This window comes from Devosia sp. Root685 (assembly GCF_001427875.1).
Classification (GTDB): Bacteria; Pseudomonadota; Alphaproteobacteria; order Rhizobiales; family Devosiaceae; genus Devosia.
The window spans coordinates 1634545-1658642 of record NZ_LMHK01000001.1 but is presented as its reverse complement, the minus strand read 5'-3'; the positions used below and the strand labels follow the sequence as shown (position 1 = coordinate 1658642).

Genomic DNA, 24098 nt, shown 5'->3' with positions numbered 1-24098 from the left:
TGGACGCAGAATTGCTGTCCCTCTCCCGCAAGGGGCGAGGGGAGCTCCACTCCTGTGGCAGGCACCTAGCTACAGCAGTTGATAGTCAACAAACAAAAAGGCCCGGTAATTGCTCACCGGGCCTTCTCTTCCGTCACTCGGGAGGAGCGTTGGAAACTTTAGACGATGCCGCCGGAGCCGCCTTCGACGGCGGGGCGGATTTCGGCGACTTTGGCGCGGTAGCCGGAGGCGCGGTAGGCGGCTAGCGGATCGATGGCGCCGCCGGCTTCATAGCGGGCGAGAGCGAGGATGGGCTCGACATCGGTGCGGAAGGCGTGGCGCAGCTGCTGGGTGGCGGTCAGGGCGTCATTGTCGGTCTGGGCGGCCTTGAGGGTCGCACGATCGACGAGAAGTGCCTGGGCGTAGGAGCGCTGCACGTCGGAAGCCGAGAGCATCAGCGACTCGATTGGGTCGGTGACGTTGTGGCTCTGGTCGAGCATGTGGGCCGGGTGGAAGCTTGCGTCACGGTTTTCGATATCGACGAGCTCGTTGAAGACGAGGAACAGACGGTAGGGATCGACCGAGCCGGCGTCGAGATCGTCGTCGCCATACTTGCTGTCATTGAAGTGGAAGCCGCCGAGCTTGCCGAACTGGGCAAGGCGGGAGACGATCATTTCAATGTTCACATTGGGCGCGTGGTGGCCGAGATCGACGAGGCAGAGGGCCTTGTCGCCCAGTTCCTTGGCGATGATGTAATTGGTGCCCCAATCCTGCACGACCGTTGAATAGAAGGCCGGTTCGTACATCTTGTGTTCGGTATAGAGGTTCCAGTCGTCCGGCAGGGCGGCATAGATCGCCTTGGCAGAGTCGAGGTAGGCGGCGAACTGGTCGGCGAAATTGACCTGGCCGGGGAAGTTGGAACCGTCGCCAACCCAGATGGTCAGGGCTTTTGAGCCCACGGTCTTGCCGATCTCGATGCATTCGAGATTGTGCTCGATGGCCTGGTTGCGGGTGCCCTTGTCGTAGGACGAGAGCGAGCCGAACTTGTAGCTCTGGATCTGGCCTTTGGCGTCCGAGAAGGTGTTCGAGTTCATCGCATCGAAGCCGAGGTTGAAGCGGCTGGCGGCCTGCTTCAGGCGGTTCGGATCGGCCTTGTCCCACGGGATATGGAGCGAGATGGTTTTGGTCGCCTGGGTCAGCTGGGCGATGACGGCGCAATCTTCGATCTTGTCGAAGATGTCGCGCGGTTCGCCCTTGCCGGGGAATTTGGCAAAGCGCGTGCCGCCGGTGCCGACGCCCCAGGAGGGGACGGCCACGGAGAACTTTGCGACCTTTGCCTTGATGGCGTCGATGGCGATGCCGCGGCGGTCGAGGCGTTCGCCAAGGGTTTCGTAGTCACGGCGAAGATCGGCCTCGCGCTTGGCGTTGTCGGCGGCGACGATGGATGCGTCGATGATGTGTTCGGTCATTTTTTTGCTCCTCCTAGGAAGAAGGCCCCCTCACCCGGCGCTGCGCGCCACCTTCTCCCCGAGAGGGAGAAGAATGGTGCGGTGCTTGCCTTCTATTCCTCTCCCACTTGGGGAGAGGGTGGATCGGCCGCAGGCCGAGACGGGTGAGGGGGCCTCTCTGTGCTTACCGCGGGAACGACTGGGCGTTGCCGGCGTCGACGTTGATGATGTTGCCGGTGGACTTGGCCGAGGCTTCCGAGGCGAAGAAGTAGATGGCTTCGGCGATGTCTTCGGGGAAGACGGAGCGCTTGAGCATGGAACGCTGGCGATACATCTCTTCAAGGCCGTCCTTGTCGGTCTTGTAGGTCGATGCACGCTGCTCGAGCCATTCGCCGGCCCAGATCTTCGAGCCACGCAGCACGGCGTCGGGATTGACGACATTGACGCGGATCTGTGCTTCCGCGCCTTCGAGGGCAAGGCAGCGGGCCAGGTGGATTTCGGCGGCCTTGGCGGTGCAATAGGCTGCAGCGTTGGGCGAAGCGGCGAGACCGTTCTTGGACGCGACGAAGACGACATTGCCGCCGATTTTCTGCTGGCGGAACAGGCGGAAGGCTTCGCGGCTCACGAGGAAATAGCCCGTGGACAGGATGTCCATGTTCTTGTTCCAGAGTTCGAGCGAGGTCTCTTCGATCGGCGCCGAGGAGGCAAGGCCGGCGTTGGACACGAGAATGTCGAGGCCACCGAATTCGACCACGGCGTGGGCGAAACCGGCGAGGACCTGCTCTTCCTTGGTGACGTTGATGTTCACCGGGCGAACGAAATCGGCGCCGAAGACGCCGGACAGTTCGGCGGTGGCACTGTCGAGCGCGGTCTGGTCGATATCGGCGATGACGACGCAGGCGCCTTCGCGGAGGAGACGAGCGGCCGTCGCCTTGCCGATGCCGCCGGCGCCGCCGGTGACGAGGGCGATCTTGCCAGCGAGCGACTTTGGCTTGGGCATACGAGCGAGCTTGGCTTCTTCAAGGAGCCAATATTCGATGTCGAAGGCTTCCTGCTCGGGCAGGCCCTGGTATTCGCTGACGGTCGAGGCGCCGCGCATCACGTTGATGGCATTGACATAGAACTCGCCGGAGATACGCGCGGTGGCCTTGTCCTTGGCGAAGGTCAGCATGCCGACGCCGGGGATCAGGTAAACGACGGCATTGGGATCGCGCACGGCGGGCGAATTGTCGTGCTTGCAGCGGTCGTAATAGGCCTGGTAGTCGACGCGGTATGCGGCGATCTGGGCATCGAGACCGGCGATGACGGCGTCAACATCGGGGTTGGCCGGGTCGAAGTCGATGACCAGCGGGCGGATTTTCGTGCGGAGGAAATGGTCGGGACAGGAGGTGCCGAGAGCCGCCAGCGGACGCAGGTTCCTGGAATTGACGAATTCGAGCACGGCAGCGCTATCGTCGAAGTGGCCGAGCTTGTGGCTGTCTTCGGAGATGAAGCCGCGGATTTTTGGCATCAGCTTGGCCGCAACGGCGCGACGGGCGTCGGCATCGAGCGCCTCTGTGGCGGGGCCGCCGAAAATGGTCTTGCCCTCGGTTTCCTTTTCAAACCATTCGATGGCTTGATTGATGATGCCGATGGTGGTTTCGTAGCATTCCTTGGGGGTATCGCCCCAGGTGAAGAGGCCGTGGCTCTCAAGGATCAGGCCCTTGGAATTGGGGTTCTCTTCGCAATATTTGCCGAGCCACAGGCCGAGCTCAAAACCCGGCTTCTTCCACGGCAACCAGCCGATGCTGTCGCCAAAGATCTGCTTGGTCAGTTCCTTGGAATTCTTGGAGGCGGCGATGGCGATGATCGCGTCGGGGTGCATGTGGTCCACGTAAGGGTGGTTCACATAGGCATGGAGCGGGGTGTCGATGGAAGCGGCGCGCGGGTTCAGGTTAAACGTCGCGTGGGGCAGGTAGCCCACCATTTCGTCTTCGTGCTCGAGGCCGCGGTAGAGACCCTTGAGGGCGCGGAGCTTGTCCATATAAAGCGTCGAAAAGCCATCGAGCTTGATCGAGGCGCTATCGCCGCCCGAACCCTTCACCCACAGGACTTCGACCATCTCGCCCGTAAGAGGGTCTTTCTGCATGATCTTGGAGGAGGTATTGCCGCCGCCGTAATTGGTGACGCGCTTGTCCGAACCGAGGATGTTCGAACGGTAGACCAGACGCTCCGGCTCGCTCATCGCTGCAGCTTTTGCGTCGTCCCACTTGTTTTCAAGGCGCTTGGGCGCGGTGGACATGGAAGTTCCTCCCGAAGGTAGTGAGCGCATCACCGGATGCGCCGGTTGGCTGAGTTCTGCCCCCACCCACCGCTGTCATCCCGGCGCAGGCCGGGATCCATCTCGAGATCTCAGGATGGGCCCCGGCCTGCGCCGGGGTGACAATCGGGGGTGGGGTGCTTTCAAGAAGTCCTTGAAGCCCGCAGGTACATTTGGCCGGAGATGGCCATAGAACGGTATACGCTGTCAATCAGAAACGATCATGTATCGTCATTCGTGCGCGGTTATGACCGAAACATGTCGATTGATGATTGACTCTGCTTGGAAAGAGTGAAAGCACTGCGTTCAGGGAGTATCAGCCTTGCACGAAACGGAACGCCACCGCGTTATTTTAGCCGCTGCACAATCGCACCCCGTGGTGACGGTGGCTGAATTGTGTGAAGTGACAGGCTCTTCGGAAGCCACGATCCGCCGGGATATCGCCTCGCTCGATGAGCAGGGCAAACTGCGCCGGGTGCGTGGCGGCGCCGAGGCGATCAACCCGCCGGAACAGGGCGGATTGGTGGGGCGGCCCTTCTCCGTCAATGAAACGATCAATATTGCTCAAAAACGAGCAATCGCGCGCGCTGCTGCAGATTTGTGCAGCGATGGCGAGCCGATCATCATCAATGGCGGCACGACGACCTATCAGATGGTGCATTACCTGACGAACAAGCGGGTCAGCGTCTTCACCAACTCCTTTGCGATTGCGGAGTACCTCATTCACAACTCGCGCAACCCTGTCGTCATTCCCGGCGGTACGGTCTATCGCGAGCAGAACGTCATCCTCTCGCCCTTTGGCGGGGTGGTGGCATCACACTTTTATGCCAAGCGCATGTTCATCGGCTGTCAGGGGATCGGCGCCCATGGGCTGATGGAGGCCGACCCCATGGTCGTGCAATCCGAGCTTGGGCTGATCGGGCAGGCGGACGAGCTGATCGTTCTTGCCGACTCTTCCAAATTCATGGGCCGCTCAAGTCTTATCTTGTGCGGGCTCAATAGAATTGCCGCTGTCATTACCGATAGCGGCATCCGCGACGAAGATCGCCAAATGCTGGAAACGGCAGGCGTGAAACTCATCGTCGCGGACACGACTGCTCAGGCCGCCGCGGTGGCATGAGAAAAAACGCAGATCATCCCAGGGAGGGACTCTTATGAAACTGTTCAAACTGATGGCAGCAACGGCTGCCGCGGCAATCCTCTTGGCCGTGCCGGCCTATGCCCAGACCCGCATCGCGCTGGTCGTCAAATCGCTCGGCAACGGCTTCTTCGACGCCGCCAACAAGGGCGCCCAGGAAGCGGCGGCCGAACTCGGCGGCATCGAGGTCATCTATACCGGCCCGACCGCCGCGACGGCCGAAGCCCAGATCGAAGTCGTCAACTCGCTGATCGCTCAGCAGGTCGACGCCATCGCCATCTCGGCCAATGATCCCGACGCTCTGGTGCCGGTTCTGCAGCGTGCCATGCAGCGCGGTATCAAGGTTGTGTCCTGGGACTCCGGCGTTGCCCCCGAAGGCCGCCAGATCCACCTCAACCCGTCTGAAACCGCGCTGATCGGCGAAACCATCATCAAGCTGGCGGCGGACTACCTGCCTGAAGGCGGCGACGTTGCCATTCTCTCGGCTGCGTCCACCGCGACCAACCAGAATGCCTGGATCGAAGCGGCCAAGGCGGTCATTCCCGAGAAGTTCCCGAACATCAACCTCGTCGCGACCGTTTATGGCGATGACGATTCGGTGAAGTCGACGGAAGAAGCCCGCGGCCTGATCGCGGCCTATCCCAACCTCAAGGCCATCATCGCGCCGACCACCGTTGGCGTCGTTGCTGCGGCTCAGGTTGTCACCGACCAGAACCTGATCGGCAAGATCAACGTCACGGGTCTCGCCCTGCCGTCCGAGTTCAAGCAGTTCATCGACAATGGTGCGAGCCAGGCCGTGGCTCTGTGGAACCCGATCGACCTCGGCTACTCGGCTGTCTACCTCGCCAATGACCTGATCAAGGGCGAAGAAGCCAAGCCCGGTGCGGTCTTCTCGATCGGCAAGGTCGGCGAAGTGACGCTCGACGACACGAACTCGGCCGCCATGGCTGCCCCGTTCCAGTTCGACAAGTCCAACATCGAAGAGTTTTCGAAGATCTACTAATTTTCAATCTGGGCTCGGCGCTTCGGTGCCGGGCCCTCTCAAACCACGGCGTCATTCCCGCGAAAGCGGGAATCTCTTTTTCGGCGATTGAGATTCCCGCTTTCGCGGGAATGACGTGGTGATCGATGCCGCGGCCGGCGGCTAAGGACACACACGTAAATGACAGACCCCATCCTGACCCTGACGGGTATTTCCAAGAGCTTTCCCGGTGTTCGCGCGCTGCACAATGTGTCGCTTGAGCTGTTTCCTGGGCAGGTGACGGCGCTGATCGGCGAGAACGGCGCGGGTAAATCGACGCTGGTGAAAACCATGACCGGGATTTACCAGGCCGACGAAGGCGAAATCCGCGTTGGGGGGAAGGTCGTGAGCCTGCCGACGGCCATTTCGGCGACGGCGGCGGGGATTACCGCGATCCATCAGGAAACAGTGCTGTTTGATGAACTCAGCGTTGCCGAGAACATCTATCTCGGGCACGCGCCGCGCAATCGGTTTGGCCTGATCGACTGGAAGACCATGAAATCGGAGGCGCAGAAGACGCTCGATTCCATGGCGGCGGGGATCGATGCCGGTATTCCTCTGAAAGAACTGGGCATTGCCAAGAAGCACCTCGTCGCGGTGGCGCGCGCGCTCTCCGTCGATGCGCAGGTTGTCATCATGGACGAGCCGACTGCAGCTCTCAGCCAGAAGGAAATCGAGGAGCTTTATGTCCTCGTCGAACTGCTGAAGAAGGATGGAAAAGCCATTCTCTTCATCTCGCACAAGTTCGATGAAATCTACCGCATCTGCGACCGGTTCACCGTGTTCCGCGATGGCGAAATGGTGGGCAAGGGGTTCATCAAGGACACGCCGGAAAACGAGATCGTCAAGCTCATGGTCGGGCGTTCTGTGGACCATATCTTCCCCCCGCGCAGTGCCACGATTGGCGAGACGGTGCTTGAGGTGAAGGGGCTGAGCCATCCGACCGAATTCGAGGATATTTCCTTCGCCGTGAAGAAGGGCGAGATTCTTGGATTTTATGGGCTGGTGGGCGCCGGGCGTTCGGAAGTCATGCAGGCCGTGTTCGGCATGACGCAGATTGCGTCGGGCACCATGGTGCTCGATGGCAAGGCCATTGCGCCGAAATCGCCAGCCGATGCGGTCGAGGCGGGGATCGTCTATGTGCCCGAAGAGCGCGGCAAGCAGGGGGTCATTACCGGCGAGCCGATCTTCAAAAATGTGTCGCTGCCGAGTTTGGACAAGACCAGCTCTCGTGGCTTCATCCGCATGGCGGAGGAGTACAAGCTGGCGCGGACCTATACCGAGCGGCTGGACCTGCGCGCTTCGTCCCTGAGCCAGAATGTGTCGACGCTGTCGGGCGGCAACCAGCAGAAGGTCGTCATCGCCAAATGGCTCGCGACGCTGCCCAAGGTGATCATTCTCGATGAGCCGACCAAGGGCATCGACATCGGGTCCAAGGCCGCAGTGCATGAATTCATGGGCGAACTGGTGAGCCAGGGGCTCTCGGTGATCATGGTTTCGTCGGAGCTGCCGGAAATTCTGGGCATGAGCGACCGGGTGGTTGTCATGCGCGAGGGGCTGATTATCGAGACGCTTGAAAACAAGAATTTGCAGCCCGAGACGCTGGTGCGTCTGGCGGCTGGTATCGCTGAAGGGAAAGCGGCATGACCCGGCTTTTCAAGACCCGCGAGCTTTGGCTGGCACTCGGCATTCTAGCCGTCATCGCGCTCGTGACCCTGCGCTTCCCGCGCTTCTCCCAGCCGGGCAACCTGCTTACGATTTTCAACGACACATCCATTCTGATGATGCTGGCGATGGGGCAGATGGCGGTCATTCTGACCCGCTCCATCGACCTTTCGATGGCGTCCAATCTGGCGCTGACGGGGATGATTGTCGCCATGATCAATGCGGCGGCACCCGGCGTGCCGATCCCGCTGCTGATCGCCGGGTCGGTGGTGATCGGCTCGGCGCTGGGGGCCTTTAACGGTATCCTCGTCTGGAAGCTCGATATTCCGCCCATCGTCGTGACGCTCGGCACGCTGACAATTTTCCGTGGCCTCGTTTTTGTCATTTCGGGCGGCGCCTGGGTCAACGCGGCGCAGATGAGCCAGGATTTCATCCAGCTTCAGCGCGGCTCTTTCCTCGGCCTGCCGATCCTGAGCTGGTTTGCCATTGTCGTGGCGGCGCTCGTCTACCTGTTGATGACCCGCACGGCGGCGGGCCGGGCCTTTTATGCCATCGGCGTCAATCCCACGGCGGCGGTTTACACCGGCATCAATGTGGGGCGGACCAAGTTTTTGGCTTTCGTGCTGGCGGGCGCCATTTCGGGGCTCTGCGGCTATCTCTGGATTTCGCGCTATGTGATCGCCTCGGTGGAGGTGGCCGGCGGCTATGAACTGACCATCGTTGCTGCCTGCGTCATTGGTGGGGTGTCGATTGCTGGAGGCATCGGCACTGTGGCCGGAGCCTTGCTTGGGGCGCTGTTCCTCGGGGTTGTGAATAATGCCCTGCCGGTGATTGGGGTTTCGCCGTTCTGGCAGATGGCGATTTCGGGGGCGGCGATCCTGATCGCCGTGGTGCTCAATGGCCGGAGTGAACGGACCAAGGGGCGGATTATTCTCAAGAAGGCGGAGGCGGGGGCATGATGAGCATAGCCGCAACATCGCATCACCCCCTCCCAACCTCCCCCATCAAGGGGGAGGTGTCGCATCGAGTTGGGGGCGAGATTTTGCCTCATACACCGTCCCTGCACCTCCCCCTTGATGGGGGAGGCCGGGAGGGGGTGGCGGCACGCTCAACCCTATCCATTTCCACTCTCGCGCCGGGAGCCGCCGCATGACCGACCAGACCGCAACCGGCCGCCAGCTTCCGGATCGGCTCGACAACCCCGTCAAATCCGCCGTGCTGAGCTGGGAAAGCCTGCTTATCCTCGTGGCTTTGGCCATTTTCATCGCCAATTCGTTTGCCTCGCCCTACTTCCTCAATGAGTGGAGCTTGAGCGACATGACGTTCAACTTCACCGAGAAGGCGCTGATTGCGCTGGCCATGGCGCTGGTCATCATCACCGGTGAAATCGACCTGTCGGTGGCCTCGATCATCGCGCTGGCCTCAACGCTCATGGGCCTGGCGCTGCAGGCGGGGGCGGATACGCCCGTGCTGGTGGGGGTGGGGATTGGCGTCGGCATTCTGTGCGGGGCGTTCAATGGGTTTTTGGTGACCGGGCTGAAACTGCCCTCCATCGTCGTGACCATCGGCACGATGAGCCTCTTTCGCGGGGTGGCCTATATCGTCCTCGGCGATCAGAGCTTTAAGGGCTATCCGGCCAGTTTTTCCTGGTTCGGACAGGGCTATGTGTTCTGGGTGATCTCGTTCGAACTGGTGCTGTTCCTTGTCTGCGCCGTCATCTTCTATGTGTTGCTGCACCACACCAATTTCGGCCGCAGGGTCTTTGCCATCGGCAATAATGCGACGGCGGCGCGGTTTTCCGGCGTGCGCGTCGATCGCATCAAGTTCGTGCTGTTCTGCCTGACGGGTCTGATGAGCGGCATGGCGGCGGTGCTGTTGACGGCGCGGCTGGGCTCGACCCGGCCATCCATCGCGCAGGGCTTTGAGCTTGAAGCGGTGACCATGGTGGTTCTCGGTGGGGTGTCGATCCTTGGCGGGTCGGGCACCATTGTCGGCGTGGTGCTGGCGGCGCTGATCATGGGCCTTGTGACCTTCGGGCTCGGGCTGCTCAATGTGCCGGGGATCGTGATGTCGATTTTCATCGGTGCGCTGCTGATCGTGGTGATCGCGCTGCCGATTCTGTTCCGCATGTGGAGGCAGCGCAAAGCATGATCGAAGATTCAGGCTACGAAAAGCACGCCTTCAAGATGCATCTCAATCCCGGCATGGCGGCGGAATATAAAAAGCGCCACGACGAGATTTTTCCCGAACTGGTCGATCTGCTGCACGAGGCGGGGGTGAAGGATTATTCCATTCACCTCGACGAAGAGACCAACACGCTGTTCGGCGTGTTGTGGCGCCGGGTGGATCACACGATGGAAGACCTGCCACAGACTGAAGTTATGAAGCGCTGGTGGGCGCATATGGCCGATGTGATGGCGACGAACGAGAAGAACGAGCCGGTGTCGGTGGATCTGGTGCCTGTTTTCTGGATGAAGTGACCACCCCCACCTAGCCTCCTCGCCTCAAACTGCTCCACTGGAGCAGTTTGCCCTGCGGGACGGGTCGGAGCCTGGTAGGGGGAGGGATCTGCCGGTAGCTCTCGGGCCGCGGTCATCCACGGCGTCATTCCCGCGAAAGCGGGAATCTCTATTTGGAGGCAGGATCCCCGCTTTCGCGGGGATGACGCGGTGATGGGGGGCCTTGCCCCTATTTCCCCACCTCATTCCGCCACGAAAACTGCGGCGAATAGCCCAGCATCCGCTTGGCCTTCTCGATTGAGAGCAGGGTGCCATTGGCGGGGATGTTTCCCTTTTGCGGCACGCCGGGAAACACTTCGGCGAGGAGCGAAATGTTGGAGCGGGTCATGACCGAATCCGCATTGGCGATGATGAAGGCTTCAAAACCTTTGAAATCGGCCTGGAGGGAGCGGCGGACGGCCTGGGCGCCGTCGCGGGCGTCGATATAGGCCCAGAGATTCCATTTGCGCTTTTTGGGGTCGCTGTCGAAGCCGGGGAAGGCGGCGTAGTCTTCCGGGTACATGACGTTTGAGAACCGGAGGCCGACAATGCGCAATTCCGGATCCCAGCGGCAGAACTGGGCGGCCATGGTTTCGTCGAGCAGTTTACCCAGCGAATAGGCGCTTTCGGGGCGCGGGAAATAGTCCTCATCGACCGGGGCGTAGGGCGGGGGCGTGTCGAAGGGCAGGCCGAGCACGGTTTCGCTCGAGGCAAAGACGACGTTCTTGATTTTGGCGAGGCGGCAGGCTTCGAAGATATTGTAGGTCGTCGGCACATTATTGGCGAAGGTTTTCGCGTTGGCGGCAAGGCCCGGCGCGGGAATGGCGGCGAGATGGACGACCGCGTCGAACGGCCCGCCGCGCTCATCGACGCCGCCGAGAATGGCCGAAGCGACTTCGCCGAAATTGGTGAGATCGATCCTGACCGAGGGGCAGATCGGTTCGCTGAGGGCCTGTTGGTCGATGTTGAGGACATCATAGCCATGGGCGACGAGATCGCGCAGCACGGCGCGGCCAAGCTTGCCGCTGCCGCCGGTCACCAGCACCTTTTTCATCCGAACCTCCTCATTTTACACGCTGATTTTGTTGTCCGAACCTATGCGGAATTTGGCTTTCTGCCAACCGAATGACGCTCGGCGTCCGGGGTTTTGCCGGTTAACGGAAGATGAATGCGGCTCTCAGGGCGGGTTCAAAGGCAGGGGCTCATAACCCCGCCATGCTCGATGCCAAGCCATCGAAACCTCAGGCGGTCCGCGAGGGGCGGATGCCGAACCCAAACTGGAGAAACAAAATGCTCAAGACCACCACTTTTGCCATCGTTGCCGGCATGTTCACCCTGACCTCTGTCATGACCAGCGCCGCCCAGGTCGCCGGCGGGCCGAACCATCCCGCTCCTTCGCCCTCGCCCACCAATTGCGAAGAAATGGTGGGCCATATGCGCAGCGTTCATCAGGCCGATATCGCCGCGATCAAGGGCAATCGCGTTGGTCTGCAGGCGATCTGCGAGGACCTGACTGTGTCCGGCAAGAACGCCTATGGCGCGATCTTTGCGAATGGCAATGTGAACCACCTGCGCGCGCCGATTGCCCGCAACGCGACGCTGATGGCGGCGCTGACCGCCAAGGGATACGACCAGAATGACGTGGTGTCGCTGCGCTTCGGCGCCCATGACAGCATCGTTCTCTATGTCCTGCAGCGCGACATGAACTGAACCCGCACGTTTTATGAACGGAAACTGAACCCGCCCATCAGGGTGGGTTCAATCGGGGCGGGGCAATCTGGCCCCAACAACGAAATTCCCTGAGGGTCGTGAAAATGAACAAGTCACAGGAAAAGGTACTGGTCGCCACGCTCTGTGGCCTGGTCGTCACCGCAGCCGCCGGCTTTGCCGTGCAGCCCGCCATGGCAGCCGGTTATTCCGTCGACAAGATGGCGCGGGTCAGCAATGTCGCCCATTGGGACCAGCTGAATGTGCGCAAGTGGCCAGCCAGCTATTCCCAGAAGATCGGCGCCTTTGCGCCCGGTACGCCGGTCTGGGTCGAGCGCTGCATTACCGTTCCCAAGAGTGCCGATTGGTGCCTCGTCGAGCGTCAGAATGTCAGCGGCTGGGTCAATTCGCGCTTTCTGACCCCGATGAAAGACTGGGACATCTGATTTTCCAAGCGCCGTTTGCCCGGCGTGACCTGACGTGCCTGCCTCCTACCCATGCATTGACTTTTCCGGCTCTGCACTGTTCCAAAGGGACAGTCAGGGCCGGAGTTTTTTGTCATGGATGCCAATCCCGTTCTCGCCGAAGCCGTGCGCGGCAACTGGGTGGAAAACCGCCATCGCGGCGCCTTTGTGGTGATGGATGCGAGCGGCAGGGTGATCGCCTCATCGGGCGACATCGAGCGGCCGGTCTTTCCGCGCTCGGCGATCAAATCCATGCAGGCTCTCGCGATTTTTGATCGGCACGCGGTCGAGCGGTTTCATCATTCGAGCGAGGAACTGGCGCTGGCCTGTGCATCCCATCACGGCGAAGACGACCATGTGACCAATGTCGCCAATTTCCTCGGGCGCATGGGTTTGTCGGTGGCCGATCTCGAATGCGGCGCGCATCAGCCGACCAATGGGGCGGCGCGCGAGGCGCTGCGGGCGCGGCAGGAGGAGCCGAGTGCGCTTCATAACAATTGCTCGGGGAAACATGCGGGCATGTTGAGCGTGGCTTTGGCCATGGGCGTGCCGACGACGGACTATGTGAAGCGCGAGCATGATGTGCAGCGCGCGGTGCGCGCGGCGGTGGAGCTGGTGATCGGCGAGGGGCTGACGGAAGATCGTTGCGGCACCGATGGTTGTTCCATTCCCACTTGGGCGGCGCCGCTCCGGGCCTGGGCGCATGGTTTTGTGCGCATGGCGACGGGCGAGGGGCTCGATGCCGGGCATGCGGCGGGGGCGCGGGCGCTGTTCGATGCGGCGACGAAACATCCGCATCTGGTGGCGGGGACGGGGCATCTCGATACGCTGGTGATGGAGGCCTTTGGCGGCCGCGTCATGCAAAAGGGGGGCGCGGAAGGCGTGCAATGTGGCGCCATTCGCGACAGAGGTTGGGGTTATGCGCTCAAATGCGACGACGGCAATATGGCGGCGAGCCAGGCTATGGTTGCGGGACTGCTGCTGAAATTTGCCGAGCCGGATGCGGGGCAGAGAGCGGTGCTTGAGGGTTTTGCGCGGCAGCCGACGGTGAATGTGCGCAAGGCCGTGGTGGGGGAAGTGCGGGCGGCTTTTTAGGGGTGGGTTGACGCCCCGCTTCCACCGCGTCATTCCCGCGAAAGCGGGAATCTCTCGCGCCGAAACAGAGATTCCCGCTTGCGCGGGAATGACGCCGTGTTTTTGGAGGGTCTAGAGGCCCGCGGCTCACCGGATCGTCACGTGTGGGTAGCGGTCCACTACGGCCCTCAGGTCGGTTTCCGCAACCTCGGTCCATTTCAGCCCGACGATTTCGCCGACGCTTGGCTCGTGCACCATATTGTCCGCGATCAGCACCTTGCCGGCGCCTTCGGCGACGGAAACGCCGATGCCGATATTGCTGGCATAGACGACGTTGCTGGTGATGACGACGGAGCGCATGAAACTGCCGAAGCCGGCGGCGATGGCGACGCCGGGGACGTTTTCGACCACGTTGCCGGTGACGGCGACTTCGGCTTCGACATAGATGCCGACTGGTACCGTGTCCGGATTGACCGCGGATTTGGGCGAGATATTGCGCACGATATTGCCCGAACAGACGGCCAGATGCCCATTGCTGTCGAGATTGGTGATGGAAATGCCGGTGGCGGCGCCGTCGACCACGTTGTCGGCGATGATCGAGCCGGAAAAGCCGAATTCCGAGAAAATCGCGACCTCGCCGCAGGTGCGGCAGATGTTTCCGGTGACCTGGCAGTTTTTGGTGGTGTTGAGGCGCACGGCGGTGAAGGCGCAGTCGGAAATGTGATTGTCGGCGACGACCACTTCGTCGGCGAGGTAGACATTGATACCATTGCCGTTCTGGCCATTGCCGCCCTGGCGCCAGTCGATCTTGCTGATGCGGTTGTTGACGAGGATCGAGCCATCGGGGCCCGCCTCGTTGCGCCAGATGCGGATGCCGGCATTGCCGCAGCCCGAAATGGTATTGCCGCTGGCGAGGAGGCCGGTGCTGTCGAGGGAATGGATCGCGGCGTCGCCGTGGTTTTCGAAATCACAATCGCGGATCGTCGCGGCGCTCTGGAACAGCGAGAGGGCGATGCCGGGGCTTTCAGAAAAGCGGCAGCGCTCGAGGGTGACATTGTCGGCACCCTGGATGCCGAAGAGCGGGTCGCTGCCGCTATCGCCGGTAAAGCCGATGTCGCGCAGAACGAGGCCCGACTGGTGCAGGAACCCGCCAATGGCTGTGCCCGAGGCGACGAGCCAGGTGGCGCCGGGCACGCCTTCGACCACGGAACCGGCCGGGAAACTGATATTGCTGACGCGGAAGCGGCCGGCGGGGAGGGTGAGGCGGCCACTGGCGCCATCGAGCGCTGCTTGCAGCGCCGCGCTCTGGTCGGCGTCGCTGTCCGCAACAAGATCTACGGTCTGCGCCTCTGCGGCCATGGGCAGGCCGACGGCGAGGGCGGTGAGACCGGCTAGGGCATGGCGACGGGTGATCTGAATTTTCTGGCGCATGCTCTCATTCTGCCAGCTTTGGCGCATGGGGCGAGCAAAACCCAAAGACGTGGTGAACGGCTTTGGCTATAACGGACAGGAGTTTAGAAGACCAAAGAGGTGACGACATGCTCGTGGACGGCAAGATCTATCTCGGCACGAGCACGCGGCCGGAATATCTGAGCCTCAAATATGGCAATCGCCATGGCCTCGTGACCGGGGCGACGGGCACGGGCAAGACCGTTACCTTGCAGGCGCTGGCCGAGGGTTTTGCGGCAGCGGGCGTGCCGGTCTTTGCTGCCGATATCAAGGGCGATCTGTCGGGCGTGGCCAAGGGCCAGCCGATCCAGGAATGGCAGACCAAGCGGGCCGAGGAAATCGGCTTTACCGATTACACCAATGACGCCTTTCCGGTGATTTTCTGGGATCTTTTCGGCAAGCAGGGACATCCGGTTCGCGCCACGATCTCGGAAATGGGACCGGTGCTGCTGAGCCGTATTCTCGATCTCAACGACACGCAGGAAGGCGTACTCAACGTCGCTTTCCGCGTTGCCGACGAGGAAGGGCTGTTGCTGCTCGACCTCAAGGACCTGCGCGCCATGCTGGTCAATATTCAGGAGCGGGCCAAGGATATTTCGGCGCGCTACGGCAATGTGGCGACGGCCTCCATCGGGTCCATTCAGCGGGCCTTGCTGGTGCTCGAACAGCAGGGCGCCGATAATTTCTTCGGCGAGCGGGCGCTGGAAATTGCCGATCTGATGCGGGTCGATACGGATGGGCGCGGGTTCATTTCGATCCTCGCGGCCGACCAACTGATGCAATCGCCGCGGCTCTATTCGACCTTCCTCCTCTGGCTGCTCTCCGAACTCTTCGAGCAACTGCCCGAAGTCGGTGATCCCGATAAGCCCAGAATGGTGTTCTTCTTCGATGAAGCGCATCTCTTGTTCGACGATGCGCCCAAGGCGCTGATCGACAAGGTGGAGCAGGTTGTAAAACTGATCCGCTCCAAGGGCGTCGGCGTCTACTTTGTGACCCAGAACCCCATCGATATTCCCGAAGCCGTTTTGGCGCAGCTGTCCAATCGCGTGCAGCATGCCCTGCGCGCTTATACGCCGCGCGAGCAGAAGGCGGTGAAGGTGGCAGCGGAAACCTTCCGCCCCAATCCCGATTTTTCGACCGAGGCAGTGATCACCCAATTGGGCATTGGCGAGGCGCTGGTGTCGGTGCTTGAAGACAAGGGCATTCCGTCCATGGTCGGGCGGACGCTGATCCGGCCGCCTTCGGCGCAGGTGGGGCCGCTCAATCCGGCAGAGCGCGATGCGATCATGGCCAATTCGCCGGTCGGTGGGCTCTATGACACGGTGGTCGATCGTGAATCGGCTTTTGAAATCCTGGAGCGGCGGACGCGCGATCGGCAATTGGCGGAGGAACGGGCCAAATACGATGCGGATGATCGGGCCACCCAGGAGCGGGTTGCCAAGGAACAGGCGCGCGAAGAACGCGCCGCCCAGCCGCGACGCACGTCGAGCCGGCAGACGCCGGCCGAAGCGGCGATGAACTCCTTTGCGCGCACCGTGGCCAACAAGCTCGGCAATGCCATCGTTCGCGGCATTCTGGGCAGCATGAAGGGTCGATGAGCATGGCGGTCATCGGCATTTTCGCCTCGGACAAGGGGCCGGGCGATCCGGAACGCGCCAGCCTGATGAGCCAGACGGGAACGCTGTTTGCCCGGCGCGGCGCACAGCTTTTGTGCCTATGGGAGAATGGTGTTGGGCCACTGCCGCTGATGACGGCGGCAAAGACGGCGGGCGGTGTGGTGTCGGTTCTGGCCGACGCCGATGCGACCTTGCCGCCCACCGTGTCGGACATGCCGGTGCGGATCGTGCCGGAGCGCCAGGCGCGGCATGCCCTCTTTGCCGAAGAGGCGCAAGTGCTGGTGGCCTTGCCGGGCTCGCTGGCCTCGATTTCGGCCCTGTTCGGGAGCTGGGCATCGACAAAGGGGCGGGCCAAGCCTGTGGTCATGCTCAATCGTCACCGGGCCTTTGAAGCGGTGAGGGGTTTTGCCGGCGATGTGCTGTCGCACTCGGTTGGCGGTTATGACCGGAATGTGCAGTTCGCGGATTCGGTTGAGGATTTGTGGAACAAGGTCAGCTGGGTGCTGGAGCAGAAGCGGTAGCTCCCAAAAGCCCTCATGGTGAGGTGCTTTGCGCGAGCAAAGCCTCGAACCACGGGGGCGAGCGAGTGGAGCCATCGTGGCACGCCCTCGTCCTTCGAGGCTACGCTGGCGCTTCGCACCTCAGGATGAGGTCTACTGGGGGATGAAGTCGGCTTAGGCGCCGGAAGCCGCTCGGCCTACGGCTCTAGCCCCGGGTGCATGGGCTTGCGGCGGTCGGGGAAGAGCGGGACGACATTGTCGGTCGCGCGGCGAGCCGGTTGGGGCTGGGGCTTGGAGAGCGGCACGCGGTCGCGACGTTCGGGGCCGCGATAGCCGGAGCCGAGAAGGCCGATGACGCTGCGATTGATCAAGCGGGCCTGCACGCGCTGCAAGAGGTGGCGCGGCGACATGGGCTTGACCAGCACTTCATCGATGCCGGCGCTGATCGCCTGATGGCGCATCGGCGGGGTAATGCTGCGGGTGAGGGCGATGACGGGCAATTCGCGGCTGACGAAACGAGCATCCAAGCGGATGGCTTCGACCATTTCATAGGCCGGGCGGCCTTCGCGGTCAAAATCGACGACCAACATGTCGAGCGGGGCGATGCGCATATAGGCGAAAAGCTCGGCTTCGCTCTCGAAGGGGCGCACGCGCAGCCGCGTATCGCCGGCCAACACCATGGTCAGCACAGAAGTCAGCGCAGGGTTGGCGGCCAGAATGGCGACCGTTTTTGGCCGTGACGACAATGCATTTCCCCTCGTGGTAAATGGATCGTTAACACGGACCAAAGGTGATTTGAAGGTGGGGGTTCCCCCAAGTCGCGGATATTCTTGGGAAAGTTAATCGGTGGCTGAGATGGAGTGTGCCGGTCACCCCCTCCCATCCTCCCCCATCAAGGGGGAGGTGCTGATCGAGTTTGGGGCAGCCCATTTCCACAACCACAATCCCTTCACCTCCCCCTTGATGGGGGAGGCTGGGAGGGGGTGTTCTCGGGAGTTAAACAAAACCCGCCGGCGCAGAGCGCGGGCGGGTTGAGGGCAAAGCCGAAAGTATTGGGGGTGCTTAAGCCGTAGCTTCTTCGAACAGCAGCTCGACGTGTTCCCAATTGACGAGGTTATCGAACCAGGCTTCGAGGTACTTCGGACGGGCATTGCGGTAGTCGATGTAATAGGAGTGTTCCCACACGTCGACGCCGAGGATCGGCTTGCCGCCATAAACGAGCGGGGATTCGCCATTGGCGGTCTTCGAAATTTCGAGCTTGCCGTTCTTGACCGAAATCCAGGCCCAGCCGGAGCCGAACTGAGTGGTGCCGGCGGCGATGAAATCGGCGCGGAGCTTTTCAAAACCACCAAGATCGGAATCGACAGCAGCCTGAAGCTTGCCCGGCAGGCTCTTGCCGCCGCCATTGGGCTTCATCCAGTTCCAGAAGTGCACGTGGTTGTAGTGCTGACCGGCATTGTTGAAGAGGCCGGCATTCTTGCCGAAGGATTCCTTGACGATGTCTTCGAGCGGCAGGATTTCGAGGCCCGAACCTTCCAGGAGCTTTTCGCCATTGGTGACGTAAGCCTGGTGGTGCTTGTCGTGGTGGAACTCAAGCGTCTCGGCCGACATGTAGGGGCCCAGGGCGTCGTAAGCGTAGGGCAAGGGCGGCAGGGTAAACTTGGTGGACATGGTAGCCTCCGTTTCAGGAAAGATGACGCTAAAGCGAAACTGGAATTATCGAAGAGTTATAAGCACTTTGGCTTGGCGCAACAATGACGGGGTGTGAACTAACCGTCTAATCCCGCTGACTTTATGGCAAAGGCGTAGCACTGGGCGGTTTCCTTGAGCCGATCAAAGCGACCCGAGGCCCCGCCGTGGCCGGCCCCCATATTGGTCTTGAGATATAATGGCGCATCCCCCGTTGCGGTTGCTCGGAGTTTGGCGACCCACTTGGCGGGCTCCCAATAGGTGACGCGCGGATCGGTGAGGCCGGCAAGGGCGAAAATCGGCGGATAGTTTTGGGCCGATACCGCCTCATAGGGGGCGTAGGCGGCGATGCGGGTGTAGTCCGCTTCCGAGGTAATGGGATTGCCCCATTCGGGCCATTCGGGCGGGGTCAGCGGCAGGGTGTCGTCGAGCATGGTGTTGAGCACATCGACGAAGGGCACCTGGGCGATGACACCGGCCCAGAGGTCCGGGCGGAGATTGGCCACGGCGCCCATCAGCATGCCGCCGGCCGACCCGCCCTGCGCGACGATCTTGCCCTTTTGGGTATAGCCGCCGGCGATCAGCGCTTCGGCAGCGGCGATGAAATCGGTGAACGTGTTGGTCTTATGCTCGCGTCGGCCGTTCTTGTACCAGGCATAGCCCTTGTCCATGCCGCCGCGAATATGGGCGATGGCATAGACGAAGCCGCGATCGACGAGCGACAGAACCGAGACGGAGAACGACGCTGGCATGGACATGCCATAGGCGCCATAGCCGTAAAGAAGCGCCGGGTTGGAGCCGTCGAGTTTTGTGCCCTTCTTGTAGAGGAGGGTCACGGGGACTTCGGCGCCGTCTGACGCCTTGGCAAAAATGCGGTGGGTTTCGTAGTGCGCGGGGTCGTGGCCCGAGGGGACTTCTTGGGTTTTGAGGAGAGTGCGCGCGCCGGTTGCGAGATCGACGTCGAAGACCTGGTTGGGCGTCGTCGGGGAAGAATAGGAGAGGCGGAAGACGGTGGTGTCGAATTCGTAGCCGACCGACATGCCGAGGGCGTAAGCCTCTTCCTCGAAGCGGACGACGTCTTCCTTGCCGGTCGTGAGGTCGCGGACGACGATGCGCGGGAGACCGTCCTGGCGTTCGAGGCGCAGGAGATGGTTTGCTATGACGATGGTATCGAGCACCAGCACGCCGGGGCGATGGGCGATAAGGTCGGTCCAGTTGTCAGCGCCGGGATTGTCGAGCGGGGCGGTGACGACCTTATAGTCTTCGGCGCCATCGGCATTGGTGCGGATATAGAGGAGGCCGTCGCGTTCCTCGACATCATATTCGCGATCGGTGAGGCGGGGGGCGACGATGACGGGCGCGCCGCCCTTTTCGGCGTCGATCAGATAGACTTCCGAGGTCTGGTGATCGTGTGCGTCGATGACGATGAACTTGTCGTTTTGCGTTTTGCCCACGCCGACGAAAAAGCCAGGATCTGATTCTTCGTAGATGATCGGATCGGCGGATTGCGCGGTGCCGATATCGTGGCGGCGCACACGATAGGGGCGGTGGTTGTCGTCATATTCGGTGTAGTAGATGGCGCTGGAGTCATTGGACCAGACATAGGAGCCGGCGGTGTCCTTGATGACGTCCGCGCTGTCGACGCCGGTTTCGAGATCGCGCACGACGATGTCGTAATATTCCGAGCCGGCGCGGTCGGCGGCCCAGGCGAGATAGCGGTGGCTCATGTCGTGGTCGGCGCCGGCAAAGCCGAAATAGTCTTCGCCCGCTTCCACATTGCAATCGAGCAGCACGGTTTCGGCGCCGCCTCCGCGCGGGGTGCGGACGACCTGTGGGTACTGCTTGCCTTCGAGCATGCGCGAATTATAGGCCCAGGGACCATCGGGCGAGGGAATGCCGGAATCGTCCTCTTTGATGCGGCCGCGGATTTCCTTGTAGATCTTGTCCTGCAGCGCGGCGGTCGGCTTGCCGAACTGGTCTTCGTAGTAAGCGTTTTCGGCGTCGAGATATCCGCGAATTTCGGGGTCGAGCGTTTCGGGGGCCTGCATTACCTCCTGCCAGTTGTCGGCGCGCAGCCACGCCCAGGGGTCTTCACGGGTCACGCCGTGATGGGTGTGGCTATGGGGCACGCGCTTGGCTTTGGGGGGAGTGGTCGGGCTCATCGTCTTTCCGCAGTTTTTTGAGGTGCGGAGTTTTACGGCCGCAAAAGGGTCACAAGGACATAGGCCGCCCGGCCCGCGATTGCCAGAGGGGCGACGGCCTTTGCAGATATCCGCAACTATCGACGCTGCCGGTCCGATTTGGCTTGTCCTCCGGGGTGTCATGGTTAAGGTTCTCTGGGAAAATCGAAGACCGACTGGCACATTGGGGAGGGGCTGAGTGGGGCTGTCCTTGGACGCAAGTATTGCCCTCGTGGCTCTGGCGCCGTTCCTCGCGGCAATTCTGGCGCCTTTCATTCACCGCCTTGCCGGCAGCTATTCGGCGTGGATTCTGGCGATAGCGCCGGCGGGCATTTTCATGCTGCTGATCAGGTTGGGCGAGCCGGTCGTCGGGGGCGGGACCATCGCCGCCGCCATCGACTGGGTGCCGTCCTATGGACTGACGCTCGCGTTCTTCCTCGATGGGCTGAGCCTGGTCTTCGCATTGACCATTGCCGGAATTGGCGCGCTGATCGTGCTCTATGCCGGGGCCTATCTGAAAGGCCATCCGCATCAGGGGCGGTTTCTCGGCTATCTCCTCGCGTTCATGGGCTCGATGCTGGGCCTCGTGCTGGCCGACAATATGCTGGCGCTGTTCATGTTCTGGGAGGCGACCTCGATCACCTCCTTCCTGCTGATCGGCTTTGATCATAATCGGCAGGCAGCGCGGCGTGGGGCCATTCAGGCGCTGGTGATCACCAATATCGGGGGCATGTGCCTGCTTGTTGGCGTCATCCTCGCGCAGCATCTGTCGGGCACCTGGCTTTTGAGCGAGTTGCGCGGGCTCGAAGGCGTGCTGAAGGAATCAGCGCTTTATGTTTTGGTGCTGGCGCTGTTCGTGGGCGCGGCGTTCACCAAATCGGCGCAGTTTCCGCTGCATTTCTGGTTGCCCAATGCCATGGAGGCGCCGACGCCTGTGTCGGCCTTTCTGCATTCGGCGACCATGGTGCAGGCGGGTGTTTATCTCCTCGCGCGCATGACGCCGGTTCTGGGCGGGACCGATGTTTGGACTGGCCTCTTGGTGGCTTTTGGCGGGGTGACGCTGATCTGGGGCGCGCTGGGCGCGCTTAAGGAGACCGATCTCAAGCAGATATTGGCGCAGACGACGATCGCGTCGCTGGGCTTGCTGGTGCTGCTGATCGGGCTTGGCAGCGAGGCGGCGATTGCGGCCATGCTGGTCTATTTCGTGGCGCATGCCTGCTACAAGGCGGGGCTGTTCATGGTAGCGGGCGCCGTCGATCACGGGGCGGGGACGCGCGATATTACCGCGCTCGGCGGATTGGCCGACAAGATGCCGGTGAGCTTTATCGGCGCGGCGCTGGCGGCGCTATCGATGATCGGCCTGCCGCTGACCGTCGGTTATTTTGCCAAGGAAGAAATGTATCTGGCGCTGGTCGGGGGCGGCTGGGCCATGTGGCTGGTGCTGGCTGTGCTGGTAACCGGCAATGCGCTGCTGGCCGGCGTGGCGTTGGTGGTGATGGTCAAGCCATTCCTCGGCGACGCCCTGCCGGTGCCGAAATCACCGCATGAGGCGCCCGTGGCCATGCTGGCGGGACCGATCCTGCTTGGTGGCATGGGTGTGGTTGCCGGCCTCCTGCCCGATTGGCTGGGCCATGATGTGTTGGCGCCGGGTGCGACGGCCATTCTGGGGCATGGGGTCGAGCCGCACTTGACGCTGGCGCTTGATCTGGCGAGCCCGCTGATCTGGCTTTCGGCACTGACCTGGTTGCTCGGCATTGTCGTGTTCCGGCAGGCCTATGCCATCCGCACGGTGTTGCGGCGTCTGAGTGCTGGCCTTGGCTGGAACGCCGACACGGTTTTCGATGCCGTCATGTTTGGCCTTATTCGTTTTGCCGCATCGGTGACGCGCTTCCTCCATCACGGTAAGCTCGAACACTATCTCGTTCTGGTCTTCGTTGTGCTGGCGGTGGCGCTGTTCTGGCCCATGCTGGCGCTGGGTGGTTTCGACTGGATCGTGCCGACGGCTGATCTCGGCGATTGGTCCAAGCGCCTCGTCCTGCCGGATCTGCGCCCATACGAATGGGGCGTGGTGCTGCTGGCGGTGCTGGGATTGGCCGCGGTGCTGATTGCCCAGAGCCGGCTTATCGCCATTCTCTCGCTCGGCATTCAGGGCACTGCGCTGGCACTGATCTTCCTGTTGTTCGGGGCGCCGGACCTGGCCTTTACCCAGTTGATGGTGGAAATTCTGTCAGTGGTGATCCTCACCATCGTCATGACCAATCTCAGGCTTGATGCTAGGGATCACCGGCCGTTCGAGGACTGGGCGCGCGACGGAACGCTGGCCGTGGTTTGCGGGGCCGGGGTCAGCCTTTTGCTCATGCTGGTGCTGAGCGGCGCGCTCGACACGCGGCTATCGGATTTCTTCACGGCCACCAGCGTGCCGATCGCTCACGGCGCCAATATCGTCAACGTCATCCTCGTCGACTATCGCGGTTTTGATACGTTGGGCGAAATCTCGGTGGTGATGGGCGCGGGCATCGCCATTCTGGCGCTGTTGCGGCGACGGAAAAAGGCGGAGGGAGTGGGGCCATGAACACGGTCATTTTCCGCACGGCGGCGCCGCTGATCGTCGCGACCATGCTGGTGTTTTCCGTCTACATTTGCCTGCGTGGGCACAATGAGCCGGGCGGTGGTTTCATCGGCGGACTGATTGGGGCGGCGTCCATTGCGGTGTTCGGCATGGCGTCGGGCGTGCCGGCGGTGCGGCGGGCGCTAAAAGTCGATCCGCTGGCGATTGCCGGGTTTGGCGTCTTGCTGGCCGGTCTTTCGGGGCTGTTGAGCCTTTTTATCGAAGCGCCGTTCATGACCTCGATCTGGCTCTATCTCGATCTTGGCGAAACCGTGGTGCCGCTCTCGACGCCGATGTTTTTCGATATCGGGGTTTATTTCGTTGTTTTCGGCACGCTCTCGGCCATCGCCCTGGCGCTCGAAAGCGACCGCGAGGAGGATTTGTGATGGACTATGTCCTCGCCGCACTGGTCGGTGTCTTCGTTTCGCTCGGAATTTACCTGCTGCTCTCGCGCTCGGTGATCCGCATGCTGATCGGCATGACCATTCTGGGCAATGGGGTAAACCTCTTGATCTTTACCGCCGGGCGGGTGACGCGCGAAGTGGCGCCCATCGTGCCGCCGGGGCTCGATGTCCCCATGGGACCGATTGCCAATCCGCTGCCGCAGGCGCTGATCCTGACCGCCATCGTCATCGGCTTTTCCATGTTCAGCTTCCTGCTGGTGCTGGCATTCCGTGCCTATAAAAGCCTCGACGCCGACAATACCGACACCATGCGCCTGGCTGAGCCGGAAAATGCGCCCCAGCCGCCGCTGAGCTACTGA

Annotated in this window: 21 protein-coding genes; 14 read left to right on the top strand and 7 right to left on the bottom strand. The window is 61.7% G+C overall.

What is annotated here, in order from left to right; genetic code table 11:
• Window positions 1-158 precede the first annotated feature (158 nt).
• Window positions 159-1448 carry an L-rhamnose catabolism isomerase gene (gene rhaI / locus ASD83_RS07900; RefSeq protein ID WP_056309459.1) on the bottom strand — a complete coding sequence of 430 codons (1290 nt, stop codon included), beginning with the start codon at window positions 1446-1448 and terminating at the stop codon, window positions 159-161.
• 163 nt (window positions 1449-1611) lie between these two features.
• The gene (locus ASD83_RS07895) at window positions 1612-3708 is read right to left on the bottom strand and encodes a bifunctional rhamnulose-1-phosphate aldolase/short-chain dehydrogenase (RefSeq protein WP_056309457.1); all 2097 of its coding nucleotides are present in this window, start codon (window positions 3706-3708) and stop codon (window positions 1612-1614) included.
• Between the two features lie 340 nt (window positions 3709-4048).
• Here ASD83_RS07895 and ASD83_RS07890 point away from each other — a divergent pair, with 340 nt between their 5' ends.
• The 6 genes from ASD83_RS07890 to rhaM all read left to right on the top strand — a co-directional run bounded on the left by ASD83_RS07890 (window position 4049) and on the right by rhaM (window position 10030).
• Window positions 4049-4846 carry a DeoR/GlpR family DNA-binding transcription regulator gene (locus tag ASD83_RS07890; RefSeq protein WP_056309455.1) on the top strand — a complete coding sequence of 266 codons (798 nt, stop codon included), beginning with the start codon at window positions 4049-4051 and terminating at the stop codon, window positions 4844-4846.
• Window positions 4847-4880: 34 nt separating this feature from the next.
• Window positions 4881-5867 carry a rhamnose ABC transporter substrate-binding protein gene (rhaS, locus tag ASD83_RS07885; protein ID WP_056309452.1) on the top strand — a complete coding sequence of 329 codons (987 nt, stop codon included), beginning with the start codon at window positions 4881-4883 and terminating at the stop codon, window positions 5865-5867.
• 159 nt (window positions 5868-6026) lie between these two features.
• Window positions 6027-7532 carry a sugar ABC transporter ATP-binding protein gene (locus tag ASD83_RS07880; protein WP_056309451.1) on the top strand — a complete coding sequence of 502 codons (1506 nt, stop codon included), beginning with the start codon at window positions 6027-6029 and terminating at the stop codon, window positions 7530-7532.
• Window positions 7529-8509 carry an ABC transporter permease gene (locus tag ASD83_RS07875; RefSeq protein ID WP_056309449.1) on the top strand — a complete coding sequence of 327 codons (981 nt, stop codon included), beginning with the start codon at window positions 7529-7531 and terminating at the stop codon, window positions 8507-8509. The genes ASD83_RS07880 and ASD83_RS07875 overlap by 4 nt, the downstream gene beginning before the upstream one ends.
• Window positions 8510-8699: 190 nt before the next feature.
• Entirely contained in the window at window positions 8700-9701 is a 1002-nt protein-coding gene (locus ASD83_RS07870; protein WP_056309448.1) for an ABC transporter permease, read from the top strand.
• Window positions 9698-10030, top strand: coding sequence for an L-rhamnose mutarotase (gene rhaM, locus ASD83_RS07865; protein WP_056309446.1), 333 nt, complete (start codon window positions 9698-9700; stop codon window positions 10028-10030). The genes ASD83_RS07870 and rhaM overlap by 4 nt, the downstream gene beginning before the upstream one ends.
• A 208-nt stretch (window positions 10031-10238) precedes the next feature.
• Here rhaM and ASD83_RS07860 read toward each other — a convergent pair whose 3' ends face one another.
• Window positions 10239-11102, bottom strand: coding sequence for an NAD-dependent epimerase/dehydratase family protein (locus ASD83_RS07860; protein ID WP_056309445.1), 864 nt, complete (start codon window positions 11100-11102; stop codon window positions 10239-10241).
• A gap of 236 nt (window positions 11103-11338) precedes the next feature.
• Between ASD83_RS07860 and ASD83_RS07855 the strand changes: the two genes are divergently transcribed.
• The 3 genes from ASD83_RS07855 (at window position 11339) to ASD83_RS07845 (ending at window position 13314) form a co-directional block, all read left to right on the top strand.
• Complete coding sequence (locus ASD83_RS07855; protein WP_056309443.1) at window positions 11339-11758, top strand: hypothetical protein; 420 nt, start codon at window positions 11339-11341, stop codon at window positions 11756-11758.
• A 104-nt stretch (window positions 11759-11862) separates the two neighbouring features.
• Entirely contained in the window at window positions 11863-12201 is a 339-nt protein-coding gene (locus tag ASD83_RS07850) for an SH3 domain-containing protein (protein WP_056309441.1), read from the top strand.
• 114 nt (window positions 12202-12315) lie between these two features.
• Window positions 12316-13314, top strand: coding sequence for an asparaginase (locus ASD83_RS07845; RefSeq protein ID WP_056309439.1), 999 nt, complete (start codon window positions 12316-12318; stop codon window positions 13312-13314).
• 126 nt (window positions 13315-13440) lie between these two features.
• Here the strand turns inward: ASD83_RS07845 and ASD83_RS07840 are convergent, their stop codons facing one another.
• Entirely contained in the window at window positions 13441-14724 is a 1284-nt protein-coding gene (locus ASD83_RS07840; RefSeq protein ID WP_162249134.1) for a TIGR03808 family TAT-translocated repetitive protein, read from the bottom strand.
• Window positions 14725-14831: 107 nt separating this feature from the next.
• Between ASD83_RS07840 and ASD83_RS07835 the strand changes: the two genes are divergently transcribed.
• Together ASD83_RS07835 and ASD83_RS07830 are read left to right on the top strand one after the other, a co-directional pair.
• Window positions 14832-16340, top strand: coding sequence for a helicase HerA-like domain-containing protein (locus tag ASD83_RS07835; RefSeq protein WP_056309435.1), 1509 nt, complete (start codon window positions 14832-14834; stop codon window positions 16338-16340).
• The gene (locus ASD83_RS07830; RefSeq protein WP_156385824.1) at window positions 16337-16879 is read left to right on the top strand and encodes a hypothetical protein; all 543 of its coding nucleotides are present in this window, start codon (window positions 16337-16339) and stop codon (window positions 16877-16879) included. The genes ASD83_RS07835 and ASD83_RS07830 overlap by 4 nt, the downstream gene beginning before the upstream one ends.
• A gap of 176 nt (window positions 16880-17055) precedes the next feature.
• Here ASD83_RS07830 and ASD83_RS07825 read toward each other — a convergent pair whose 3' ends face one another.
• From ASD83_RS07825 to ASD83_RS07815, 3 genes are all read right to left on the bottom strand, one after another.
• Window positions 17056-17604 (bottom strand): two-component system response regulator, encoded by a 549-nt coding sequence (locus tag ASD83_RS07825; RefSeq protein WP_056309432.1) that lies wholly within the window; start codon window positions 17602-17604, stop codon window positions 17056-17058.
• Between the two features lie 316 nt (window positions 17605-17920).
• A complete protein-coding gene (locus ASD83_RS07820; RefSeq protein ID WP_056309429.1) occupies window positions 17921-18529 on the bottom strand; it encodes a superoxide dismutase in 609 nt (202 codons plus the stop codon).
• Between the two features lie 98 nt (window positions 18530-18627).
• Entirely contained in the window at window positions 18628-20709 is a 2082-nt protein-coding gene (locus tag ASD83_RS07815) for a S9 family peptidase (RefSeq protein WP_056309426.1), read from the bottom strand.
• 229 nt (window positions 20710-20938) lie between these two features.
• Between ASD83_RS07815 and mbhE the strand changes: the two genes are divergently transcribed.
• Genes mbhE through ASD83_RS07800 form a run of 3 tightly spaced genes read left to right on the top strand, consistent with a single transcriptional unit; the run spans window position 20939 to window position 24098 of the window.
• Window positions 20939-23299 (top strand): hydrogen gas-evolving membrane-bound hydrogenase subunit E, encoded by a 2361-nt coding sequence (mbhE, locus tag ASD83_RS07810; protein WP_320409097.1) that lies wholly within the window; start codon window positions 20939-20941, stop codon window positions 23297-23299.
• Window positions 23296-23721 carry an MnhB domain-containing protein gene (locus tag ASD83_RS07805; RefSeq protein ID WP_056309425.1) on the top strand — a complete coding sequence of 142 codons (426 nt, stop codon included), beginning with the start codon at window positions 23296-23298 and terminating at the stop codon, window positions 23719-23721. The genes mbhE and ASD83_RS07805 overlap by 4 nt, the downstream gene beginning before the upstream one ends.
• Window positions 23721-24098, top strand: a complete 378-nt coding sequence (locus tag ASD83_RS07800) for a Na+/H+ antiporter subunit C (RefSeq protein WP_056309423.1) — start codon at window positions 23721-23723, stop codon at window positions 24096-24098. Before ASD83_RS07805 ends, ASD83_RS07800 begins: the two co-directional genes overlap by 1 nt.

Coding starts and splice junctions, on each gene's coding strand:
- rhaI (WP_056309459.1), bottom strand. CDS start 1,448: ATGACCGAACACATCATCGACGCATCCATCGTCGCCGCCGACAACGCC.
- ASD83_RS07800 (WP_056309423.1), top strand. CDS start 23,721: ATGGACTATGTCCTCGCCGCACTGGTCGGTGTCTTCGTTTCGCTCGGA.
- ASD83_RS07895 (WP_056309457.1), bottom strand. CDS start 3,708: ATGTCCACCGCGCCCAAGCGCCTTGAAAACAAGTGGGACGACGCAAAA.
- ASD83_RS07845 (WP_056309439.1), top strand. CDS start 12,316: ATGGATGCCAATCCCGTTCTCGCCGAAGCCGTGCGCGGCAACTGGGTG.
- ASD83_RS07835 (WP_056309435.1), top strand. CDS start 14,832: ATGCTCGTGGACGGCAAGATCTATCTCGGCACGAGCACGCGGCCGGAA.
- ASD83_RS07855 (WP_056309443.1), top strand. CDS start 11,339: ATGCTCAAGACCACCACTTTTGCCATCGTTGCCGGCATGTTCACCCTG.
- ASD83_RS07875 (WP_056309449.1), top strand. CDS start 7,529: ATGACCCGGCTTTTCAAGACCCGCGAGCTTTGGCTGGCACTCGGCATT.
- ASD83_RS07870 (WP_056309448.1), top strand. CDS start 8,700: ATGACCGACCAGACCGCAACCGGCCGCCAGCTTCCGGATCGGCTCGAC.
- ASD83_RS07805 (WP_056309425.1), top strand. CDS start 23,296: ATGAACACGGTCATTTTCCGCACGGCGGCGCCGCTGATCGTCGCGACC.
- ASD83_RS07830 (WP_156385824.1), top strand. CDS start 16,337: ATGAGCATGGCGGTCATCGGCATTTTCGCCTCGGACAAGGGGCCGGGC.
- rhaS (WP_056309452.1), top strand. CDS start 4,881: ATGAAACTGTTCAAACTGATGGCAGCAACGGCTGCCGCGGCAATCCTC.
- ASD83_RS07850 (WP_056309441.1), top strand. CDS start 11,863: ATGAACAAGTCACAGGAAAAGGTACTGGTCGCCACGCTCTGTGGCCTG.
- ASD83_RS07820 (WP_056309429.1), bottom strand. CDS start 18,529: ATGTCCACCAAGTTTACCCTGCCGCCCTTGCCCTACGCTTACGACGCC.
- ASD83_RS07860 (WP_056309445.1), bottom strand. CDS start 11,102: ATGAAAAAGGTGCTGGTGACCGGCGGCAGCGGCAAGCTTGGCCGCGCC.
- ASD83_RS07815 (WP_056309426.1), bottom strand. CDS start 20,709: ATGAGCCCGACCACTCCCCCCAAAGCCAAGCGCGTGCCCCATAGCCAC.
- ASD83_RS07840 (WP_162249134.1), bottom strand. CDS start 14,724: ATGCGCCAGAAAATTCAGATCACCCGTCGCCATGCCCTAGCCGGTCTC.
- rhaM (WP_056309446.1), top strand. CDS start 9,698: ATGATCGAAGATTCAGGCTACGAAAAGCACGCCTTCAAGATGCATCTC.
- ASD83_RS07880 (WP_056309451.1), top strand. CDS start 6,027: ATGACAGACCCCATCCTGACCCTGACGGGTATTTCCAAGAGCTTTCCC.